Here is a 17,221-nt window from a genome sequence, read left to right as displayed (position 1 = left end):
GTCCCCCTTGGCCGATGTCATGACCAGCAAGCTCCCACAACTCGACACCGCCCTGCGCGCCGCACTCGGCGAGCGCATCATGGCCCTCAAAGCCAGCCTGGGCGAGCTCACGCTCGACGTGGATGCGACGCATTACCTCGAGGTTTGCACCACACTGCATGACCATGCAGACCTGCACTTCGAGCAGCTGATCGATCTGTGCGGCGTGGACTACGCGCAGTACGGCAATGCGCTGCGCGATGACGGCGGGCGGTTCATGGTGGTCTTGCATCTGCTGTCACTGCGTCACAACTGGCGTCTGCGCGTTCGGGTGCGCTGCCCGCAGGATGATCTGCCGATGGTTGCCTCGGTCAACACCATCTGGAACGCGGCCAACTGGTTCGAGCGCGAGGCTTTCGATCTCTACGGCATCGTGTTCGAGGGCCACCCGGACCTGCGCCGCATCCTCACCGATTACGGCTTCATCGGCCATCCTTTTCGCAAGGACTTTCCGCTGTCGGGCACGGTCGAGATGCGCTACGACCCGGACAGTAAGCGGGTGATCTATCAACCGGTCACTATCGAGCCGCGCGAAATCACCCCGCGCGTCATCCGCGAGCCGGGTTACGGCGGTCTGGGACACTGATATGGCGGACATCAAGAATTACACCATCAACTTTGGTCCGCAGCATCCGGCGGCGCACGGCGTGCTGCGTCTGGTGCTCGAGCTCGACGGCGAAGTGGTGCAGCGCGCCGATCCGCACATCGGGTTACTGCACCGTGCCACCGAAAAGCTGGCCGAGCACAAGACCTACATCCAGGCACTGCCTTACATGGATCGTCTCGACTACGTGTCGATGATGTGCAACGAGCATGCGTACTGCCTGGCGGTCGAGAAGCTGCTGGGCGTGGAAGTGCCGGTGCGGGCGCAATACATCCGCGTGATGTTTGCCGAGATCACCCGCCTGCTCAATCATCTCATGTGGCTTGGCGCACACGGTCTTGACTGTGGCGCAATGACCATCTTCCTCTACGCCTTTCGCGAGCGGGAAGATCTGTTCGACATGTATGAGGCCGTCTCCGGTGCGCGCATGCATGCGGCCTACTTCCGGCCGGGTGGCGTGTACCGCGATTTGCCCGATCGCATGCCGCAGTATGGCGAATCCAAGATCCGCAGCGCCCGTGCAGTCGAAGAACGCAACAGGAACCGCCAGGGTTCGCTGCTCGACTTCATCGACGACTTCACCCAGCGCTTCCCCGGATATGTCGACGAATATGAAACCCTGCTGACCGACAACCGCATCTGGAAGCAGCGGACCGTGGGCATTGGTGTCGTCTCTCCCGAAAGGGCGATGAATCTGGGCATGACCGGCCCGATGCTGCGCGGCTCGGGGGTGGTGTGGGACTTGCGCAAGACCCAGCCCTACGAGGTCTACGACCGCCTGGAATTTGACATTCCGGTGGGCAAGAATGGCGACTGCTACGACCGCTACCTGGTGCGCATCGAAGAGATGCGCCAGTCCAACCGCATCATCAAGCAGTGCGTGGACTGGCTGCGCGCCAACCCGGGGCCGGTGATCACCGACAACCACAAAATCGCCCCGCCCGCGCGCGAGGAAATGAAGACCAGCATGGAAGCGCTGATCCACCATTTCAAGCTGTTCAGCGAAGGCATCCATGTGCCCGAAGGGCAAGTCTACGCAGCGGTAGAGCATCCCAAGGGCGAGTTCGGCATCTATCTCGTCTCCGACGGGGCAAACAAACCCTACCGGCTGAAAATCCGTGCCCCCGGTTTTGCCCATCTGGCCGCGCTCGACGAACTGTCGCGCGGGCACATGATCGCCGACGTCGTGGCCATCATCGGCACGCTCGACATCGTTTTCGGGGAGATCGACCGCTGATGGACTGCCCTCCCACATCGCAAGAACTGCAACGCATGATGTTGTCCGAAACCACGCGTCAGCGCATCGATCAGGAAGTTGCCAAATACCCTGCAGACCAAAAGCAGTCGGCGGTGATTGCCGCGCTGGCCATCGTGCAACAGGAGCAGGGCTGGGTCTCGCCCGAGGCCGAGCGGGCCGTGGCCGACTATCTTGGCATGCCGCCCATTGCCGTGCATGAAGTGGTGACTTTCTACAACATGTTCAACACCCGGCCGGTCGGCCGGTTCAAGCTCAACGTCTGCACCAATCTGCCCTGTGCCTTGAGCGGCGGCACGGCAGCCGCGCAATATCTGAGCGAAAAGCTCGGTGTTGCCCTCGGCGAGACCACTGCGGACGGTTTGTTCACGTTGCAGGAGTCAGAATGCCTGGGTGCCTGTGGCGACGCACCGGCCATGCTGGTCAACGACCGCAGACTGTGCAGCTTCATGCGGCCAGAACGCCTCGACGCGCTGATCGACGAACTGCGCGCTGCGGCGCAGGCGCAGCCGACCAACGGAGAGTCGCAATGAACCAAGCCTTCGGACGCAGCACGGGACAGGAAACCTGCTTTCACGGACGGCACATCCAGCCGCAGATCCTAGCCGGCCTGGACGGCACCAACTGGGACCTCGACGGCTATCTGGCGCGCGACGGCTACAAGGCGCTGCGAAAGATTCTCACCGAAGGCTGGACGCCCGAGCAGGTCATCGCCGAGGTCAAGACCTCGGCGCTGCGAGGCCGTGGCGGCGCCGGCTTCCCCACCGGGCTGAAGTGGAGTTTCATGCCGCGCCAGTTCCCCGGCCAGAAGTACCTGGTGTGCAACTCCGACGAGGGCGAGCCCGGCACTTTCAAGGACCGCGACATCCTGCGCTTTAACCCGCATGCGGTGATCGAGGGCATGGCGATCGCCGCGTTTGCGATGGGCATTTCCGTGGGCTACAACTACATCCACGGCGAAATTTTCGAAGACTACGAGCGCTTCGAAGAAGCACTGCGCCAAGCGCGTGCGGCAGGCTATCTGGGCGACAACATCCTGGGCAGCAATTTCAGCTTCCAGCTGCATGCCGCGCACGGCTTCGGCGCCTATATCTGCGGCGAGGAAACCGCGCTGCTCGAATCGCTCGAAGGCAAGAAGGGACAGCCGCGGTTCAAGCCGCCTTTCCCTGCGAGTTTTGGTCTGTACGGCAAACCGACCACCATCAACAACACCGAAACTTTCGCGGCCGTGCCCTGGATCATCCGCCACGGCGGCCAAGCCTATCTCGAAGTGGGCAAGCCCAACAACGGCGGCACCAAGATCTACTCGGTCTCGGGCGATGTGGCCCGGCCTGGCAACTACGAGGTGCCGATGGGCACGCCGTTTGCCACCCTGCTCGAGCTCGCTGGCGGCATGCGCGACGGCAGCCAGCTCAAGGCCGTGATTCCCGGCGGCTCCTCCGCTCCGGTGCTGCCCGCCAGCATCATCATGGACTGCACCATGGACTATGACTCAATCTCCAAGGCCGGTTCCATGCTGGGCTCAGGCGCGGTGATCGTGCTCAACGACACGCGCTGCATGGTCAAGTCGCTCATGCGCCTGTCTTACTTCTACCAGCATGAATCGTGCGGCCAGTGCACACCGTGCCGCGAGGGCACTGGCTGGCTGTACCGTGTGGTGCATCGCATCGAAAACGGCCGGGGGCGGATGGAAGATCTCGATCTGCTCAATTCGGTGTCCGACAACATCGCCGGACGCACCATCTGCGCCCTCGGAGATGCCGCGGCCATGCCAGTGAAATCGTTTATCAAGCACTTCCGCGACGAATTCGAGCACCACATCACGCACAAAGCCTGCCTCGTGCCGGCCTATGCCTGAAGCGCTGCTCGTTCCGATCCCGCACAGGACGCCCCCTCATGGTTGAACTCGAAATCGACGGTCGGAAGGTCCAGGTGCCCGAAGGGGCGATGGTCATGGACGCGGCCACAAAGCTCGGCATCTATGTGCCGCACTTTTGCTATCACCACAAACTGACCATTGCCGCCAACTGCCGCATGTGTCTGGTGGATGTGGAAAAAGCCCCCAAGCCCCTGCCTGCCTGTGCCACGCCGGCGGCGCAAGGCATGGTGGTGCGCACCCATTCGGAGCGCGCGGTGCAGGCACAAAAAGGGGTGATGGAGTTCCTACTCATCAACCATCCTCTCGACTGCCCGATCTGCGATCAGGGCGGAGAGTGCCAGCTGCAGGATCTGGCCGTGGGGTACGGCGCCTCCGCTTCGCGCTACACCGAAGAAAAGCGGGTGGTGTTTCACAAGGATGTCGGCCCACTGATCGCGATGGAGGAAATGAGCCGCTGCATCCAGTGCACTCGCTGCGTGCGCTTCGGCCAGGAAATCGCCGGCATCATGGAACTCGGCATGGCCAACCGCGGCGAGCATTCCGAGATCATGGCCTTCGTCGGCAGCACGGTCGACTCCGAACTGTCGGGCAACATGATCGATCTGTGCCCGGTCGGCGCACTGACCAGCAAGCCGTTCCGCTACAGTGCGCGCACCTGGGAGCTGGCGCGGCGCGCCTCGATCAGCCCGCACGACAGTGTCGGTGCCAATCTCATCGTCCAGGTCAAGGGCGACCGCGTGATGCGCGTGTTGCCGCTCGAGAATGAAGCGGTCAACGAATGCTGGCTGTCCGACCGCGATCGTTTCGCCTATGAAGGTCTCAACAGTTCCGAACGTCTGACCCAGCCGCAAATCCGCGAAAACGGGCAGTGGAAAGCAGTCGATTGGCAGACCGCGCTCGATTTCACCGTCCATGGCCTGCGCCGTGCGCTTGGTGTCCCGGCGGACGGCAGCAGACTGGCAGCGCTGGCTGCACCGACCAGCACCGTCGAAGAACTGTACTTGCTGAAAAAACTGCTCACCGCAATGGGCAGCATCAGTCTGGACACCCGCCTGCGGCAAAGCGATTTCTCCGCCGATGCGCAGGCCGCGGGCATTGCCTGGTTGGGCATGCCGATTGCCGAGGTTGCGCAGTTGCAGGCTGCGCTGTTCATCGGCAGCACCCTGCGCAAGGAACAGCCGCTGCTGTCCACCCGGCTGCGCCAAGCAGCCAAGGACGGCGCCAAGGTCTGCACCCTGCACGCTGCAAACGACGACTGGCTCATGCCGATGCATGCGCGCATCGCTGTTGCTCCCAGCCAGTGGCTGCAGCAGCTTGGCGACATTGCGGCCGCGGTGGCCCAGGCCAAGGGCATCGCCCTGCCTGCGGCACTGCAGGCGCTGAGTGAGCCGAGCGCCGAGTCCCGCTCGATCGCTTCCTGTCTGCTCGCCGGTGAACGCAAGGCGGTCTTTCTTGGCAATGCCGCGGTTCAGCACCCGCAGGCGGCGGCACTGCGCGCGCTGGCGCAATGGATTGCCCGCGAAACCGGCGCGGTGTGCGGTGATCTGACAGAAGCGGGCAACACTGTCGGCGCTGCGTTGGTGGGCGTATCGCCGCTGGCAGCCGGGCGCGATGTCGCGCGCATCCTTGCCGAGCCGCCACGCGCGATGTTGCTGTTCGATGTCGAGCCTGAAGAAGACGGCGCAGACCCGCAGGCGTTCGCCCGGGCGTTGCAGCAGGCCGAGTTCATCGTCTCGTTCAGTCCCTTCGTCAACTCGGCGGAAGGTCACGCCGACGTCATGCTGCCGATTTCGCCGTTTACCGAGACCGCGGGCAGCCTGATCAACGCGGAGGGCCGGCTGCAGCAGTTCAACCCGGTGGTCCAGCCGCTGGGGGAAACCCGTCCCGGCTGGAAAGTGCTGCGCGTGCTCGGCAATCTGCTTGGTCTGGCGGGGTTCGACTACCAGAGCATCGCCGAGGTGCGTGCCGAAGCGTTCGGCAGTTTCGGCGGCGCGGAGCAGATCGCCGCCAGACTGGCGCAGCAAACCGTACTGCCGTTGCCGCAGATCGGAGCCCTCGCGCCTGCTCAGGCGGTCGAGCGCCTGGCCACCGTCCCGATCTATTCGAGCGATGCCATCGTGCGCCGGGCCCCGAGCCTGCAGCGTACCCGCGATGCGCGGCAGGCGCGCATGGTCGGCGTGTCGGCTGCGCTGTGGCAGCGACTGGGGCTGTGCAGCGGCGACGCCGTGCGCCTGAGTTCGGCTACCGATGCACAGGCGGTGGTGCTGCCCGCGTACTGCGATGACACGCTGGCCGGGAATGTAGTGCGCGTCGCAGCGGCATGGGAGGAAGCCGCCCCGCTGGGAGCGATGTTCGGCGCCGTACGGATCGAGCGGGTTGCGCCCTCTTCCGCGCCGTCTGCTGCCACACCTGCCGTCGAAAAGGTCTGAGATGCTCGAATCGTTCAACCAAGCTGGACTCTCCTTGCTCGGGCCGATTGCCTGGCCCGTGGTCTGGAACCTGATCTGGATTGTGGTCATCGTCGCTCCACTGATGGGGGCGGTTGCCTATCTCACGCTGTGGGAGCGCAAGCTCATCGGCTGGATTCAGATCCGCATCGGGCCCAACCGGGTCGGACCGTTCGGTCTGCTGCAACCTGTTGCCGACGGTCTGAAGCTGCTGCTCAAGGAAATCGTCATTCCGTTCCGCGCAAACAAGCGCCTGTTTCTGCTCGGGCCGGTGATGACCATCATGCCGGCGCTGGCCGCCTGGGCAGTGATTCCGTTCGGCCCCGATGTCGCGCTGGCCAATATCAACGCCGGGCTGTTGCTGCTGCTGGCGATCACGTCGATGGAGGTGTACGGCATCATCATTGCCGGCTGGGCGTCCAACTCCAAATATGCGTTTCTCGGCGCGATGCGGGCATCGGCGCAGATGGTGAGCTACGAGATCGCGATGGGCTTTGCCATGGTCATCGTGCTGATGGTCTCGGGAAGCCTGAACCTGACCCAAATCGTCCAGGGCCAGACCCAGGGCATGTTCGCTGAGATGGGGCTGAACTTTCTGTCGTGGAACTGGCTGCCGCTGCTGCCTATCTTCGTGGTGTATTTCATCTCGGGCGTGGCCGAGACCAACCGTGCCCCGTTCGACGTGGTGGAGGGCGAATCCGAAATCGTCGCCGGGCATATGGTGGAGTATTCGGGTATGGCCTTTGCCATGTTCTTCCTCGCCGAATACGCCAACATGATCCTGATCTCCATCCTGACCACCGTGTTGTTTCTCGGTGGCTGGGATGCGCCGGTGGCCTTTCTCGGCTTCATTCCTGGCTGGATCTGGCTGGGCATCAAGACCTTCATCATGGTCAGCATGTTTTTGTGGTTTCGCGCCACCTTCCCACGCTACCGCTACGACCAGATCATGCGGCTGGGATGGAAGATCTTCATTCCGGTCACGCTGGTCTGGCTGGTGGTCGTCGCAGCCTGGATACAGACCCCTTGGAACATCTGGAAGTGAGGCGCAACTATGGCCGCTTTGCGTGACACCTTCAACAGCTTTTTCCTCGTCGAACTCTTCAAGGGCCTGGCGCTGACCGGCAAGTACGCCTTTAAGAGCAAGATCACGGTCCAATACCCCGAGGAAAAAACGCCGCTGTCGCCGCGCTTTCGCGGCTTGCATGCCCTGCGTCGCTATCCCAACGGCGAGGAACGCTGCATCGCCTGCAAGTTGTGCGAAGCGGTATGCCCGGCGTTGGCCATCACCATCGAGTCCGAGCAGCGCGAGGACGGCACCCGCCGTACCACCCGCTACGACATCGATCTGACCAAGTGCATCTTCTGCGGTCTGTGCGAGGAAAGCTGCCCGGTCGACTCGATCGTCGAGACGCCCATCTTCGAGTACCACGGCGAAAAGCGCGGTGATCTCTACTTCACCAAGGAGATGCTGCTGGCCGTGGGCGACCGCTACGAGCCGCAAATCGCCGCAGCCAAGGAGGCCGACGCCCCGTACCGCTGAACGCCACGCGCCCGCTGTGCAGCGGGTCGGGTGCTCTTCCCACAGTTTCGATGCCGACGGCCCCGGCCGTGGACTGGCCCTTTTGTGACCATGGACGTTCAAATCATCCTGTTCTACCTGTTCTCCGCCGTGCTGCTGTTTGCCGCATTGCGGGTGATCACGGCACGTAACCCGGTGCATTCCGCGCTCTTTCTCGTGCTGGCTTTCTTTCAGATGTCGGCCATCTGGTTGCTGCTGCGTGCGGAGTTTCTCGCCATCGTGCTGGTGCTGGTGTATGTCGGGGCAGTGATGGTGCTGTTCCTGTTCGTGGTGATGATGCTCGACATCAATCTCGACACTATCCGCAAGGGATTCTGGCGTTACTTTCCGGTGGCTGCGCTGGTGGGTGTCCTCATCGTGTTGGAAATGGCTGCGGTGCTGATGCAGGGCTTCCAGATCGGCGGTTTGACGCGCGCAGCGCAGGTCGGGGCGGCGGTTTCGCCCGACAACCCGCTCAAACACATTCCTAATACCCAGGCACTGGGCGTGGTGCTGTATTCGCAATACCTGTTTGCCGTAGAGATCGCCGCGGTCATTCTGCTGGTGGCCATCATTGCCGCGATCGCACTGACGCTGCGCAAACGCAAGGATGCGCGGCACATCCCCGCCTCCGAGCAAATCAAGGCACGCCGCGCCGACCGCGTGCGTCTGGTGTCCATCCCCGCCCAACCGAAGGAGTAAGCCATATGCTCGGTTCACTTACCCTGGCGCATTACCTGGTGCTTGGCGCGATGTTGTTCGCCATTTCGGTGGTCGGCATCTTTCTCAATCGCCGCAACCTGATCGTCATCCTGATGGCCATCGAACTGATGCTGCTGGCGGTCAACCTCAATTTCATCGCGTTCTCGCACTACCTGCAGGATTTCGCCGGTCAGGTATTCGTGTTCTTCATCCTGACTGTTGCGGCGGCGGAGTCGGCCATCGGCCTGGCCATTCTGGTCGTGCTGTTCCGTAACCTCAACACCATCGACGTCGAGGAACTCGACCAACTCAAGGGCTGATCGATGCAAGCCACCTTGAACCCCAACCTGCTGCTGGTCATCGCACTGGCTCCTCTGGCCGCGTCCATCATCGTCGGCCTGTTCGGCCGAACCATCGGGCGGTCCGCGTCGCATTGGCTGACCACCGCATCGGTAGGGCTGTCATTTGTGCTGTCGCTGGTGGTGCTCAACGACGTGATCCACGGCGCCCGCTTCAACGCCACGATCTATGACTGGATGACGGTCGGCACGCTGCACATGGAAGTAGGCTTCATGATCGATGGCCTGTCGGCGCTGATGATGACCGTGGTGACCTTCGTGTCATTCATGGTGCACATCTACACCATCGGCTATATGGCCGATGACGACGGCTACCAGCGCTTTTTCAGCTACATCTCGTTGTTCACCTTCTCCATGCTGATGCTGGTGATGAGCAACAACATGCTGCAGCTTTTCTTCGGCTGGGAAGCGGTCGGTCTGGTGTCCTATTTGCTGATCGGTTTCTGGTATACCCGGCCGAGCGCGGTGTTTGCCAACATGAAGGCGTTCATCGTTAACCGGGTGGGCGACTTCGGCTTCATTCTCGGCATCGGCCTGCTCGCCGCCTACACCGGCAGCCTGAATTACACCGAAATCTTTGCCAAAGGTCCGGAGCTGGCCCTTCTGCATCTGCCGGGTACCGACTGGATGCTGGTCACTGTGGCCTGCATTTCCCTGTTCATTGGCGCGATGGGCAAGAGCGCGCAGTTTCCGCTGCATGTCTGGCTGCCCGACTCGATGGAAGGCCCAACGCCGATCTCCGCGCTGATTCACGCTGCAACCATGGTGACCGCGGGCATTTTCATGGTCGCACGCATGTCGCCGCTGTTCGAACTGTCCAACACTGCGCTGTCGTACATCCTGGTCATCGGCGCGATCACCGCGCTGTTCATGGGGTTCCTCGGCGTGATCCAGAACGACATCAAGCGCGTGATCGCCTACTCCACCCTGTCGCAGCTCGGTTACATGACCGTGGCGCTGGGCGCTTCGGCGTATTCGGTCGCGATCTTTCATCTGATGACCCATGCCTTTTTCAAGGCGCTGCTGTTTCTCGGTGCCGGTTCGGTGATCCTGGGCATGCACCATGATCAGGATATTCGCCACATGGGCGGGCTGCGCAAGTACATGCCCATCACCTGGATCACCTTTCTCATCGGCACTCTGGCTCTGACCGGCACGCCGTTCTTCTCGGGCTTTTACTCCAAAGACAGCATCATCGAGGCGGTGCATGCCAGCGATCTGCCGGGCGCGGGCTTTGCCTACTTTGCGGTGGTGGCCAGCGTATTCGTCACCGCGCTGTACAGCTTCCGCCTGTACTTCCTGGTGTTCCACGGCAACGAGCGCTTTCGCGAAGTCACGCACGACCACGGCCACGACCCGCATGCGCACGGCCATGGCCATGGCCATGGCGTGGAGCCGCATGAGTCACCCTGGGTGGTGACCTTCCCGCTGATCATGCTGGCGATTCCTTCAGTGGTCAGCGGCTATTTCCTGATCCAGCCGCTCTTGTATGGACACTTCCTCCAGGGGGCAATCGTTGTCGACACCGCGGCGCACCCGGCCATGGCCGATCTGGCCGAGCATTTCCACGGGGCGCTGGCGATGACCTTGCATGGATTCACCGCGCTGCCGCTGTGGCTGGCGGTGGCCGGTTTTGCCACGGCGTACTACGCCTACATGGTCAACTTGAACTTCCCCCGCACGGTGCAGCGCGCGCTCGGGCCGATCTACACCATCCTCGACCACAAGTATTACTTCGACTGGTTCAACGAGCATGTACTGGCCGCCGCAGCGCGTCTGCTCGGCAAGGGGCTGTGGAAAGGGGGGGACGTTGGGCTGATCGATGGCCTGCTGGTCAACGGCTCGGCGCGCCTGGTCGGCTGGACGTCGCGTGTCGTGCGTCTGCTGCAGACCGGCTACATCTACTACTACGCGTTGGCGATGATTGCCGGTGTGGTGGTGTTCATGGGCTACTTTGTTCCGGGCAAGCTGTTGTCCGGCTGGTTCATCAGATAACAGCCAAGCGCGCTACAAAAGAATGCAATCCCTTCCACTGCTCAGTCTGTCCATCTGGATTCCCATCGCTTTTGGCGTCGTGCTTTTGTTTTTCCAGGGCCCGCAGCGTGCGGCTGCTGCGCGCTGGATGGCGCTGGTCGGCTCGGCAATCTCCTTTGCCGTCACCCTCCCGCTGATCACCGGATTCGACAGCACGCAGGCCGGCATGCAGTTCGTCGAATCGGTGCCGTGGATCCGGCCGTTCAACATCCAGTACGCGCTCGGTGTCGACGGCGTGTCGCTGTGGTTCGTGCCACTGACCGCGCTGATGACCATGATCGTGGTGATCAGCGCCTGGGAGGTCATCCAAGACCGGGTCAATCTCTACCTTGGCGCGTTTCTCGTCCTCTCCGGGCTGATGATCGGGGTGTTCGCAGCCACCGACGCCTTGCTGTTCTATGTGTTCTTCGAGGCCACCCTGATTCCGATGTACCTGATCATCGGCATCTGGGGCGGGCCGCGCCGGGTCTACGCGGCGTTCAAGTTCTTTCTCTACACCCTGCTGGGCTCGCTGCTCATGCTGGTGGCGCTGATCTATCTTTACCTGCAGTCGGGCGGCAGCTTCGAGATCGCCAACTGGTACCACGTGCCACTGTCGATGAGTGCGCAGATTCTCATTTTTATCGCTTTTTTCTTTGCCTTCGCCGTGAAGATTCCCATGTGGCCGGTGCACACCTGGCTACCCGATGCCCACGTCGAGGCGCCCACCGGTGGCTCGGTCATTCTGGCGGCGATCATGCTCAAGCTCGGTGCGTATGGCTTCATCCGCTTCTCGCTGCCGATTCTGCCCGATGCCAGCCACGCGTTGGCGCCGGTGATGATCGCGCTGTCGCTGATTGCGGTGATCTACATCGGCTTTGTCGCTCTGGTACAGGCCGACATGAAAAAGCTGGTGGCCTACTCGTCGATTGCGCACATGGGTTTCGTCACCCTTGGGTTCTTTCTGTTCTCCGATCTGGGCGTGCAGGGCGGGCTGGTGCAGATGATCTCGCACGGTTTCATTTCCGGCGCGATGTTCCTGACCATCGGGGTGCTGTACGACCGCATGCATACCCGCGAGATTGCCGACTATGGCGGGGTCACCAACACCATGCCCAAATTCGCCGCGCTGGCGGTGCTGTTCGGCATGGCCAATGCGGGCCTGCCGGGTACCAGCGGCTTTGTCGGGGAGTGGATGGTGATTCTGGCTGCGGTGAAATTCAATTTCTGGATTGGGCTGCTCGCTGCCACCACCTTGATCCTCGCCGCCAGCTATACCCTGTGGATGATCAAGCGGGTGTATTTCGGCCCGATCGGCAATGCCCATGTCGCTGCCCTGAAGGACATCGGCGCGCGGGAGTTCTTCATGCTGGCCGTCTTGGTGGGCGCAGTCCTCTGGATGGGCGTGTATCCCAAATTCTTCACCGACCCGATGCAGGCATCGGTGCAACATTTGCTGCAGTTTGCGGCGACTTCCAAATTGCAGTGACAACGACCGCTATGAACTGGATCGCCATTTATCCGGAAATCTTTCTGCTCGTGCTGGCCTGCATGGTCATGCTCGTCGACCTATTCGTGAAGGACAACCAGCATCGCGTGAGCTACTGGATGACGCTGGTCGGCCTGATCCTGCTGGGTGTTCTGTGCGAGCTGTACTATGCCTCGGGCATGCGGCAGCTCGCCATGGCGCGGGCGCTGATCATCGACCCGATGGCGTCGCTGCTCAAACTGCTTACCGTCGGCGCAACCATCGTCACGCTGATCTACTCGCGCCGTTACGCACTCGACCGCAGGATGTGGGGTGGCGAGCTGTTCAGTCTGGTGCTGCTGTCGCTGCTCGGCCAGTTCATCATGATCTCGGGCAACAATCTGCTGACCATCTATCTGGGGCTGGAGTTGCTGTCGCTTGCGCTGTACGCGCTGGTGGCGCTGCGGCGTGACCACACCCAGTCCACCGAGGCGGCGATGAAGTATTTCGTGCTCGGTGCGCTGGCCTCGGGCTTTCTGCTTTACGGCATGTCCATGTTGTACGGCGCCACCGGCTCGCTGGATCTGGTGACCATCTTTCGCATGATCGCTGTCGAGCCGATCAACCGTGCGGTGCTGGTGTTGGGCGCGGTGTTCATCGTTGCCGGTCTGGCGTTCAAGCTTGGTGCGGTGCCGTTCCACATGTGGATTCCCGACGTCTATCAGGGCGCGCCCACCGCGGTGGTGCTGATGGTCGGCGCTGCGCCCAAGCTGGCGGCGTTCGCGATGGCCATCCGGTTGCTGGTCGAGGGTATGTTCCCGCTTGCGATGGACTGGCAGGGCATGCTGGTGGTGCTGGCTGTGCTGTCGATCGGCCTGGGCAATCTGGCGGCCATTGCGCAGACCAATCTCAAGCGCATGCTGGCGTATTCGACCATTGCGCAGGTCGGCTTCGTGCTGCTGGCGCTGCTGTCGGGCATGCTCAACGGCAACGGCCTGTCGGCCTCCACCGCCTACAGCGGCGCGATGTACTACATGATCATCTATGTGCTGACCACCCTGGGCACCTTCGGCGTCATTCTGCTGCTGGCACGTGAGGGCTTCGAGGCTGAGGAAATGCGCGACTTTGCCGGCCTGGCCAAGACCGACCCCTGGATGGCAGGTGTCATGACCTTTCTCTTATTCTCTCTGGCGGGGATTCCGCCGTTCGCCGGCTTTTACGCCAAGCTCGAAGTGCTGACCATTCTGTTCAACACGGGCCGCGTCTGGCTGGTGGTGTATGCGGTGATTCTGTCGGTGATCGGTGCCTACTACTACATCCGCATGGTCAAGGTCATGTATTTCGATGCGCCTACGGCGTTGTCGGCCAGCCGGGCCGTCGGCGCGGGCGGTGCGCGTGCCCTGCTGTCGCTCAACGGTCTGGCGGTTCTGCTGCTTGGACTGATGCCCGGTGGACTCATGACCCTGTGCTATCAGGCCATGGCCAATACCCTGCACTGAAAAAGGATTCGAACGTGCAAACTCCCGCTGTCTGGCTGGTCATCGTGCTGGCGTTCGTTGCCGCGAACCTGCCCTTCCTGTCCAACCGCTTTTTTCTGGTCTTCCCGCTCAAAAAGACGCCCAAGTCGATCTGGCTGCGGCTGGCAGAGTTGCTGATTCTGTTTTTTGTCGTCGGCTTCATCGGTCGTGCGCTCGAAGCGCGGATCGGGCAGAACTATCCGCAACATTGGGAGTTCTACGCGGTGTCGCTTTCCATGTTCCTGGTGCTGGCCTTTCCGGGCTATGTGCTGCGCTATATGGTCAAACGCCATCCGGGCGCGAGCCAGACATGAGCGGCGATCCGGCACGGGCGTCGCAGCCTGCTGCGCTGCGCGAGCACACCCTCGATAGCGAGATGGTGTTTCGCGGCCAGTTTCTCAACATCGCCCGCGATCTGGTGCGACTGCCCAACGGCGCGCAGGTCACACGCGAGTATGTGCGGCACTCCGGCGCGGTCATGATCATTCCCCTGCTGGACAACGGCCGCGTACTGATGGAGCGCCAGTTTCGCACGCCGATGCAACGGGTGATGATCGAGTTCCCTGCGGGCAAGCTCGACGCAGGGGAGGGTTGGCTGGCCTGCGCTCAGCGCGAGCTGCGCGAAGAAACCGGCTACAGCGCCAGACAATGGGCTTATATCGGCCCGATCAACAACGCCATTTCCTACTCCGATGAAACCATCCATCTCGCAGTGGCGCGCGGTCTGGTCGCTGGGGCGCAATCGCTGGACGACAACGAACTGCTCGAGGTGTTCGAGGCCAGTGCGCAGGATGTCCTGGAATGGGTGCGCAAGGGCCAGATCACCGATGTCAAGACCGTGATCGGCGCCTTCTGGCTGGAAAAGCTGCTGAGCGGCACCTGGAGCGTCGACTGGCAGGATGTGGGCTGACGCCGCAGGTCAGATGCGGCGCTGCACCAGCAGACGATAGGCCAGCAGATACAGCGTCACGAAGGCCGCGCTGCACAGCATCAAGATCAGTGTGCTGCTCCACCACAGCATCGCCGGCCCGACGCTGAACGCGGCGACCGCCCACAAATAAGGCGAGGTGGCCGCGTTGCGCCGCAGCCGTGGGTCTGGATGCTCGTCGAAATCGAGCAGGCGGGTCAGCCGCCAGTACACCAGATGGTGCAGATGCAGGGTGTCGGGCGCGGTGCCTGCACGCTGCCTGAATTTGCGCCGCCACAGCGAATACAGCAGTTCCCACGCCGGATACATCAGCACCATCAGCGCGAACCATGGCGAGACCGCGGGGTTGCGCGCAACCAGCAGCACGCTCAGCAGCGCCATCCAGAAGCCGAGCAGATAGGCGCCGGTATCGCCGAGAAAAATCTGCCCGCGCGGCCAGTTCCAGAACAAAAAGCCCAGCAGCGCGCCGATGGCAGCCAGGCTCAGCGCCATGATTTGCGCATCGTTGACCTTGAACGCCACATAGCCGATCGCGCCGAAGATCATGAAGCTCACCATGCCGGCCAGGCCGTTGTAACCGTCGATCATGTTGATCGCATGCGGCAGTGCGCCGATCGCCACTATCGCGAGCAGCCAGCCCAGCACAGGCCAGGCCTGAAGCCACGCATCGAACGGCCACAGACCGACGCGATGCACGCTGGCACCTAGCAGCCACACCGCCAGCGCAGCAGCCAGTACAGTGGCCAGCGCACGCCACAGAGGGGGCACATGCCGCCGCAGATCTTCGGCGATGCCGGCCAGCAGCACTGGCAGGATGGCGAGCGCCAGCAACCCGGTGTCAGTTGCGCTGACATAACCCAGGTGCATCAGCCACACCATGCCCAGCATCATCCCCGCAGCCATGGCAAGACCGCCGGTGCGCGGCGTGGGATGACGGTGCCATTTCTGCACCCCGTGGGTTTCGTCCAGACCGAACTGTTTGCGCCGCCCGAGCACGATGAGTGCGGCGCAGCCGAGCCAGCACAGCAGGGCAGACAAGGCGGTGGCGTGGAGCATCGGACGGGTTCGACTGGATCAGATCGACATTGTGCCTTGCGTTCGCGCCGCAGCCCGCCTCCTTTGCCCCGCGGCGCCCACGGCGTTGCGGCGTCGCCTACACTGCCGTCCATGTTGTCTTCCATGTCCTGGCCTTTCGAGCTGCTCATCGGCTGGCGCTATACCCGCAGCGGGCGGCGCAGTCGGCGCAATGGCTTCATTTCGTTCATCTCGGCGGTGTCGGTCGGCGGTATCGCGCTGGGCGTGGCTGCGTTGATCGTGGTCATTTCGGTGATGAACGGGTTTCAGAAGGAAGTGCGCGACCGCATGCTCAACGTCATTCCGCACATCCAGATTTTCAATGTCAACGGTCAGCCGCTGCCCGACTGGCGCCGGGTTGCGCAGCTGGTGCAGCGCAACCCGGCGGTCACCGGGGTGGCGCCGTTCGTGCAGGGCCAGGCACTGGTGGCGCAGGGCAGCCAGTTGCAGGGCGTGCTGGTGTGGGGTGTAGAGCCGGGCGAGGAAACCCGGGTGTCGCAAATCCCCGAACACATGGTGGCCGGGAGTCTTTTCGCGCTCAAGCACGGAGACTTCGGTGTGGTGCTTGGCAACGAGCTGGCCAATGCACTCGGTGTGACTCTGGGTGACCAGATCACCATGGTCGTGCCTAGCGGCTCGATCACCCCGGCAGGCATGATTCCGCGCCTGCGTACCCTACGGGTGGTCGGCATTTTCAATGTCGGGCACTACGAGTACGACAGCACGCTGGCGCTGGTCAACCTGCAGGATGCCAGCGCCTTGTTCCGTACCGATGGTCCCACCGGGTTGCGGGTGCAGACCCGCAATATGAACGACGCACCGCAGATCGCCCAAGACCTGCAGCGCGTGCTGCCGCCCGAGCTGGTGGCGCAGCCGTGGACCGAGCAGAACCGCACCTGGTTCGAGGCCGTAGTGATTGAGAAGCGCATGATGTTCATCATCCTGACGATGATCGTCGCAGTGGCTGCGTTCAATCTGGTCTCCACCCTGGTGATGACCGTCACCGATAAGCTGGCCGACATCGCCATCCTGCGCACCCAGGGCGCCAGCCCCGGCTCGATCATGGCCATCTTTCTGCTGCAGGGCGCGGTCACAGGCTTTCTCGGCACCTTTGCCGGGGTGGCGCTGGGCTGTCTGATCGCGTTCAACCTCGACCCCATCGTGTCGTTTCTCGAAGCCGTGCTGCACACCCAGTTCCTGCCGCGCAGTGTGTACCTGATCCACACCATGCCCAGCGACCCGCGCTTTTCCGACATCGCCACCATCACCGTGGCCTCTCTGGTACTGTCACTGCTGGCCACGCTCTACCCGAGCTGGAGCGCATCGCGGGTGCAGCCGGCGCAGGCGCTGCGATATGAATAAGGTTTTTGATCGC

16 protein-coding genes are annotated in these 17,221 nt (G+C 62.3%); 15 read left to right on the top strand and 1 reads right to left on the bottom strand.

All coding sequences use genetic code 11. From position 1 onward, the window contains the following. Nucleotides 1-19: 19 nt before the first annotated feature. From ACZ47F_RS00635 to ACZ47F_RS00570, 14 genes are all read left to right on the top strand, one after another. Complete coding sequence (locus tag ACZ47F_RS00635) at nt 20-625, top strand: NADH-quinone oxidoreductase subunit C (protein WP_464925385.1); 606 nt, start codon at nt 20-22, stop codon at nt 623-625. 1 nt (nt 626) lies between these two features. Continuing rightward, a complete protein-coding gene (locus tag ACZ47F_RS00630) occupies nt 627-1,880 on the top strand; it encodes an NADH-quinone oxidoreductase subunit D (protein WP_464925384.1) in 1,254 nt (417 codons plus the stop codon). 38 nt (nt 1,881-1,918) lie between these two features. Next, nucleotides 1,919-2,431 carry an NADH-quinone oxidoreductase subunit NuoE gene (gene nuoE / locus ACZ47F_RS00625; protein ID WP_464926549.1) on the top strand — a complete coding sequence of 171 codons (513 nt, stop codon included), beginning with the start codon at nt 1,919-1,921 and terminating at the stop codon, nt 2,429-2,431. Continuing rightward, nucleotides 2,428-3,756, top strand: a complete 1,329-nt coding sequence (gene nuoF / locus ACZ47F_RS00620; protein WP_464925383.1) for an NADH-quinone oxidoreductase subunit NuoF — start codon at nt 2,428-2,430, stop codon at nt 3,754-3,756. The genes nuoE and nuoF overlap by 4 nt, the downstream gene beginning before the upstream one ends. Before the next feature lie 38 nt (nt 3,757-3,794). Continuing rightward, on the top strand, nt 3,795-6,206 hold the full coding sequence (nuoG, locus tag ACZ47F_RS00615) for an NADH-quinone oxidoreductase subunit NuoG (RefSeq protein ID WP_464925382.1): 2,412 nt from the start codon (nt 3,795-3,797) through the stop codon (nt 6,204-6,206). 1 nt (nt 6,207) lies between these two features. Beyond that, entirely contained in the window at nt 6,208-7,269 is a 1,062-nt protein-coding gene (nuoH, locus tag ACZ47F_RS00610) for an NADH-quinone oxidoreductase subunit NuoH (protein WP_464925381.1), read from the top strand. 9 nt (nt 7,270-7,278) lie between these two features. Further along, nucleotides 7,279-7,767 (top strand): NADH-quinone oxidoreductase subunit NuoI, encoded by a 489-nt coding sequence (gene nuoI, locus ACZ47F_RS00605; protein ID WP_464925380.1) that lies wholly within the window; start codon nt 7,279-7,281, stop codon nt 7,765-7,767. 90 nt (nt 7,768-7,857) lie between these two features. Further along, on the top strand, nt 7,858-8,487 hold the full coding sequence (locus ACZ47F_RS00600) for an NADH-quinone oxidoreductase subunit J (RefSeq protein WP_464925379.1): 630 nt from the start codon (nt 7,858-7,860) through the stop codon (nt 8,485-8,487). 5 nt (nt 8,488-8,492) lie between these two features. Next, nucleotides 8,493-8,807, top strand: coding sequence for an NADH-quinone oxidoreductase subunit NuoK (nuoK, locus tag ACZ47F_RS00595; RefSeq protein WP_464925378.1), 315 nt, complete (start codon nt 8,493-8,495; stop codon nt 8,805-8,807). Between the two features lie 3 nt (nt 8,808-8,810). Continuing rightward, nucleotides 8,811-10,841, top strand: a complete 2,031-nt coding sequence (gene nuoL, locus ACZ47F_RS00590; protein WP_464925377.1) for an NADH-quinone oxidoreductase subunit L — start codon at nt 8,811-8,813, stop codon at nt 10,839-10,841. Nucleotides 10,842-10,863: 22 nt separating this feature from the next. After that, nucleotides 10,864-12,348 (top strand): NADH-quinone oxidoreductase subunit M, encoded by a 1,485-nt coding sequence (locus ACZ47F_RS00585; RefSeq protein WP_464925376.1) that lies wholly within the window; start codon nt 10,864-10,866, stop codon nt 12,346-12,348. An 11-nt stretch (nt 12,349-12,359) separates the two neighbouring features. After that, nucleotides 12,360-13,826 carry an NADH-quinone oxidoreductase subunit NuoN gene (gene nuoN, locus ACZ47F_RS00580; RefSeq protein ID WP_464925375.1) on the top strand — a complete coding sequence of 489 codons (1,467 nt, stop codon included), beginning with the start codon at nt 12,360-12,362 and terminating at the stop codon, nt 13,824-13,826. Between the two features lie 14 nt (nt 13,827-13,840). Then, nucleotides 13,841-14,158, top strand: coding sequence for a DUF2818 family protein (locus tag ACZ47F_RS00575; protein ID WP_464925374.1), 318 nt, complete (start codon nt 13,841-13,843; stop codon nt 14,156-14,158). After that, complete coding sequence (locus ACZ47F_RS00570) at nt 14,155-14,754, top strand: NUDIX domain-containing protein (RefSeq protein WP_464925373.1); 600 nt, start codon at nt 14,155-14,157, stop codon at nt 14,752-14,754. Before ACZ47F_RS00575 ends, ACZ47F_RS00570 begins: the two co-directional genes overlap by 4 nt. A 9-nt stretch (nt 14,755-14,763) precedes the next feature. Here the strand turns inward: ACZ47F_RS00570 and ACZ47F_RS00565 are convergent, their stop codons facing one another. Beyond that, nucleotides 14,764-15,828, bottom strand: coding sequence for an MraY family glycosyltransferase (locus tag ACZ47F_RS00565; protein WP_464925372.1), 1,065 nt, complete (start codon nt 15,826-15,828; stop codon nt 14,764-14,766). 123 nt (nt 15,829-15,951) lie between these two features. On the opposite strand from ACZ47F_RS00565, the gene ACZ47F_RS00560 reads away from it, so the two are divergent. Beyond that, complete coding sequence (locus ACZ47F_RS00560; RefSeq protein ID WP_464925371.1) at nt 15,952-17,208, top strand: lipoprotein-releasing ABC transporter permease subunit; 1,257 nt, start codon at nt 15,952-15,954, stop codon at nt 17,206-17,208. Nucleotides 17,209-17,221: the final 13 nt, after the last annotated feature.

It is taken from the genome of Thiomonas islandica (assembly GCF_055383445.1).
The sequence above is the reverse complement of the archived record's forward strand: the minus strand, read 5'-3'. Positions and strand labels throughout refer to the sequence as shown.

Excerpts from the sequence above, each read along its gene's own strand:
- ACZ47F_RS00630 (WP_464925384.1), top strand. The coding sequence starts at position 627 with ATGGCGGACATCAAGAATTACACCATCAACTTTGGTCCGCAGCATCCG.
- ACZ47F_RS00600 (WP_464925379.1), top strand. The coding sequence starts at position 7,858 with ATGGACGTTCAAATCATCCTGTTCTACCTGTTCTCCGCCGTGCTGCTG.
- nuoI (WP_464925380.1), top strand. The coding sequence starts at position 7,279 with ATGGCCGCTTTGCGTGACACCTTCAACAGCTTTTTCCTCGTCGAACTC.
- nuoL (WP_464925377.1), top strand. The coding sequence starts at position 8,811 with ATGCAAGCCACCTTGAACCCCAACCTGCTGCTGGTCATCGCACTGGCT.
- ACZ47F_RS00565 (WP_464925372.1), bottom strand. The coding sequence starts at position 15,828 with ATGCTCCACGCCACCGCCTTGTCTGCCCTGCTGTGCTGGCTCGGCTGC.
- ACZ47F_RS00570 (WP_464925373.1), top strand. The coding sequence starts at position 14,155 with ATGAGCGGCGATCCGGCACGGGCGTCGCAGCCTGCTGCGCTGCGCGAG.
- nuoE (WP_464926549.1), top strand. The coding sequence starts at position 1,919 with ATGTTGTCCGAAACCACGCGTCAGCGCATCGATCAGGAAGTTGCCAAA.
- nuoG (WP_464925382.1), top strand. The coding sequence starts at position 3,795 with ATGGTTGAACTCGAAATCGACGGTCGGAAGGTCCAGGTGCCCGAAGGG.
- ACZ47F_RS00635 (WP_464925385.1), top strand. The coding sequence starts at position 20 with ATGACCAGCAAGCTCCCACAACTCGACACCGCCCTGCGCGCCGCACTC.
- nuoF (WP_464925383.1), top strand. The coding sequence starts at position 2,428 with ATGAACCAAGCCTTCGGACGCAGCACGGGACAGGAAACCTGCTTTCAC.
- ACZ47F_RS00585 (WP_464925376.1), top strand. The coding sequence starts at position 10,864 with ATGCAATCCCTTCCACTGCTCAGTCTGTCCATCTGGATTCCCATCGCT.
- nuoK (WP_464925378.1), top strand. The coding sequence starts at position 8,493 with ATGCTCGGTTCACTTACCCTGGCGCATTACCTGGTGCTTGGCGCGATG.
- ACZ47F_RS00560 (WP_464925371.1), top strand. The coding sequence starts at position 15,952 with ATGTCCTGGCCTTTCGAGCTGCTCATCGGCTGGCGCTATACCCGCAGC.
- nuoH (WP_464925381.1), top strand. The coding sequence starts at position 6,208 with ATGCTCGAATCGTTCAACCAAGCTGGACTCTCCTTGCTCGGGCCGATT.
- nuoN (WP_464925375.1), top strand. The coding sequence starts at position 12,360 with ATGAACTGGATCGCCATTTATCCGGAAATCTTTCTGCTCGTGCTGGCC.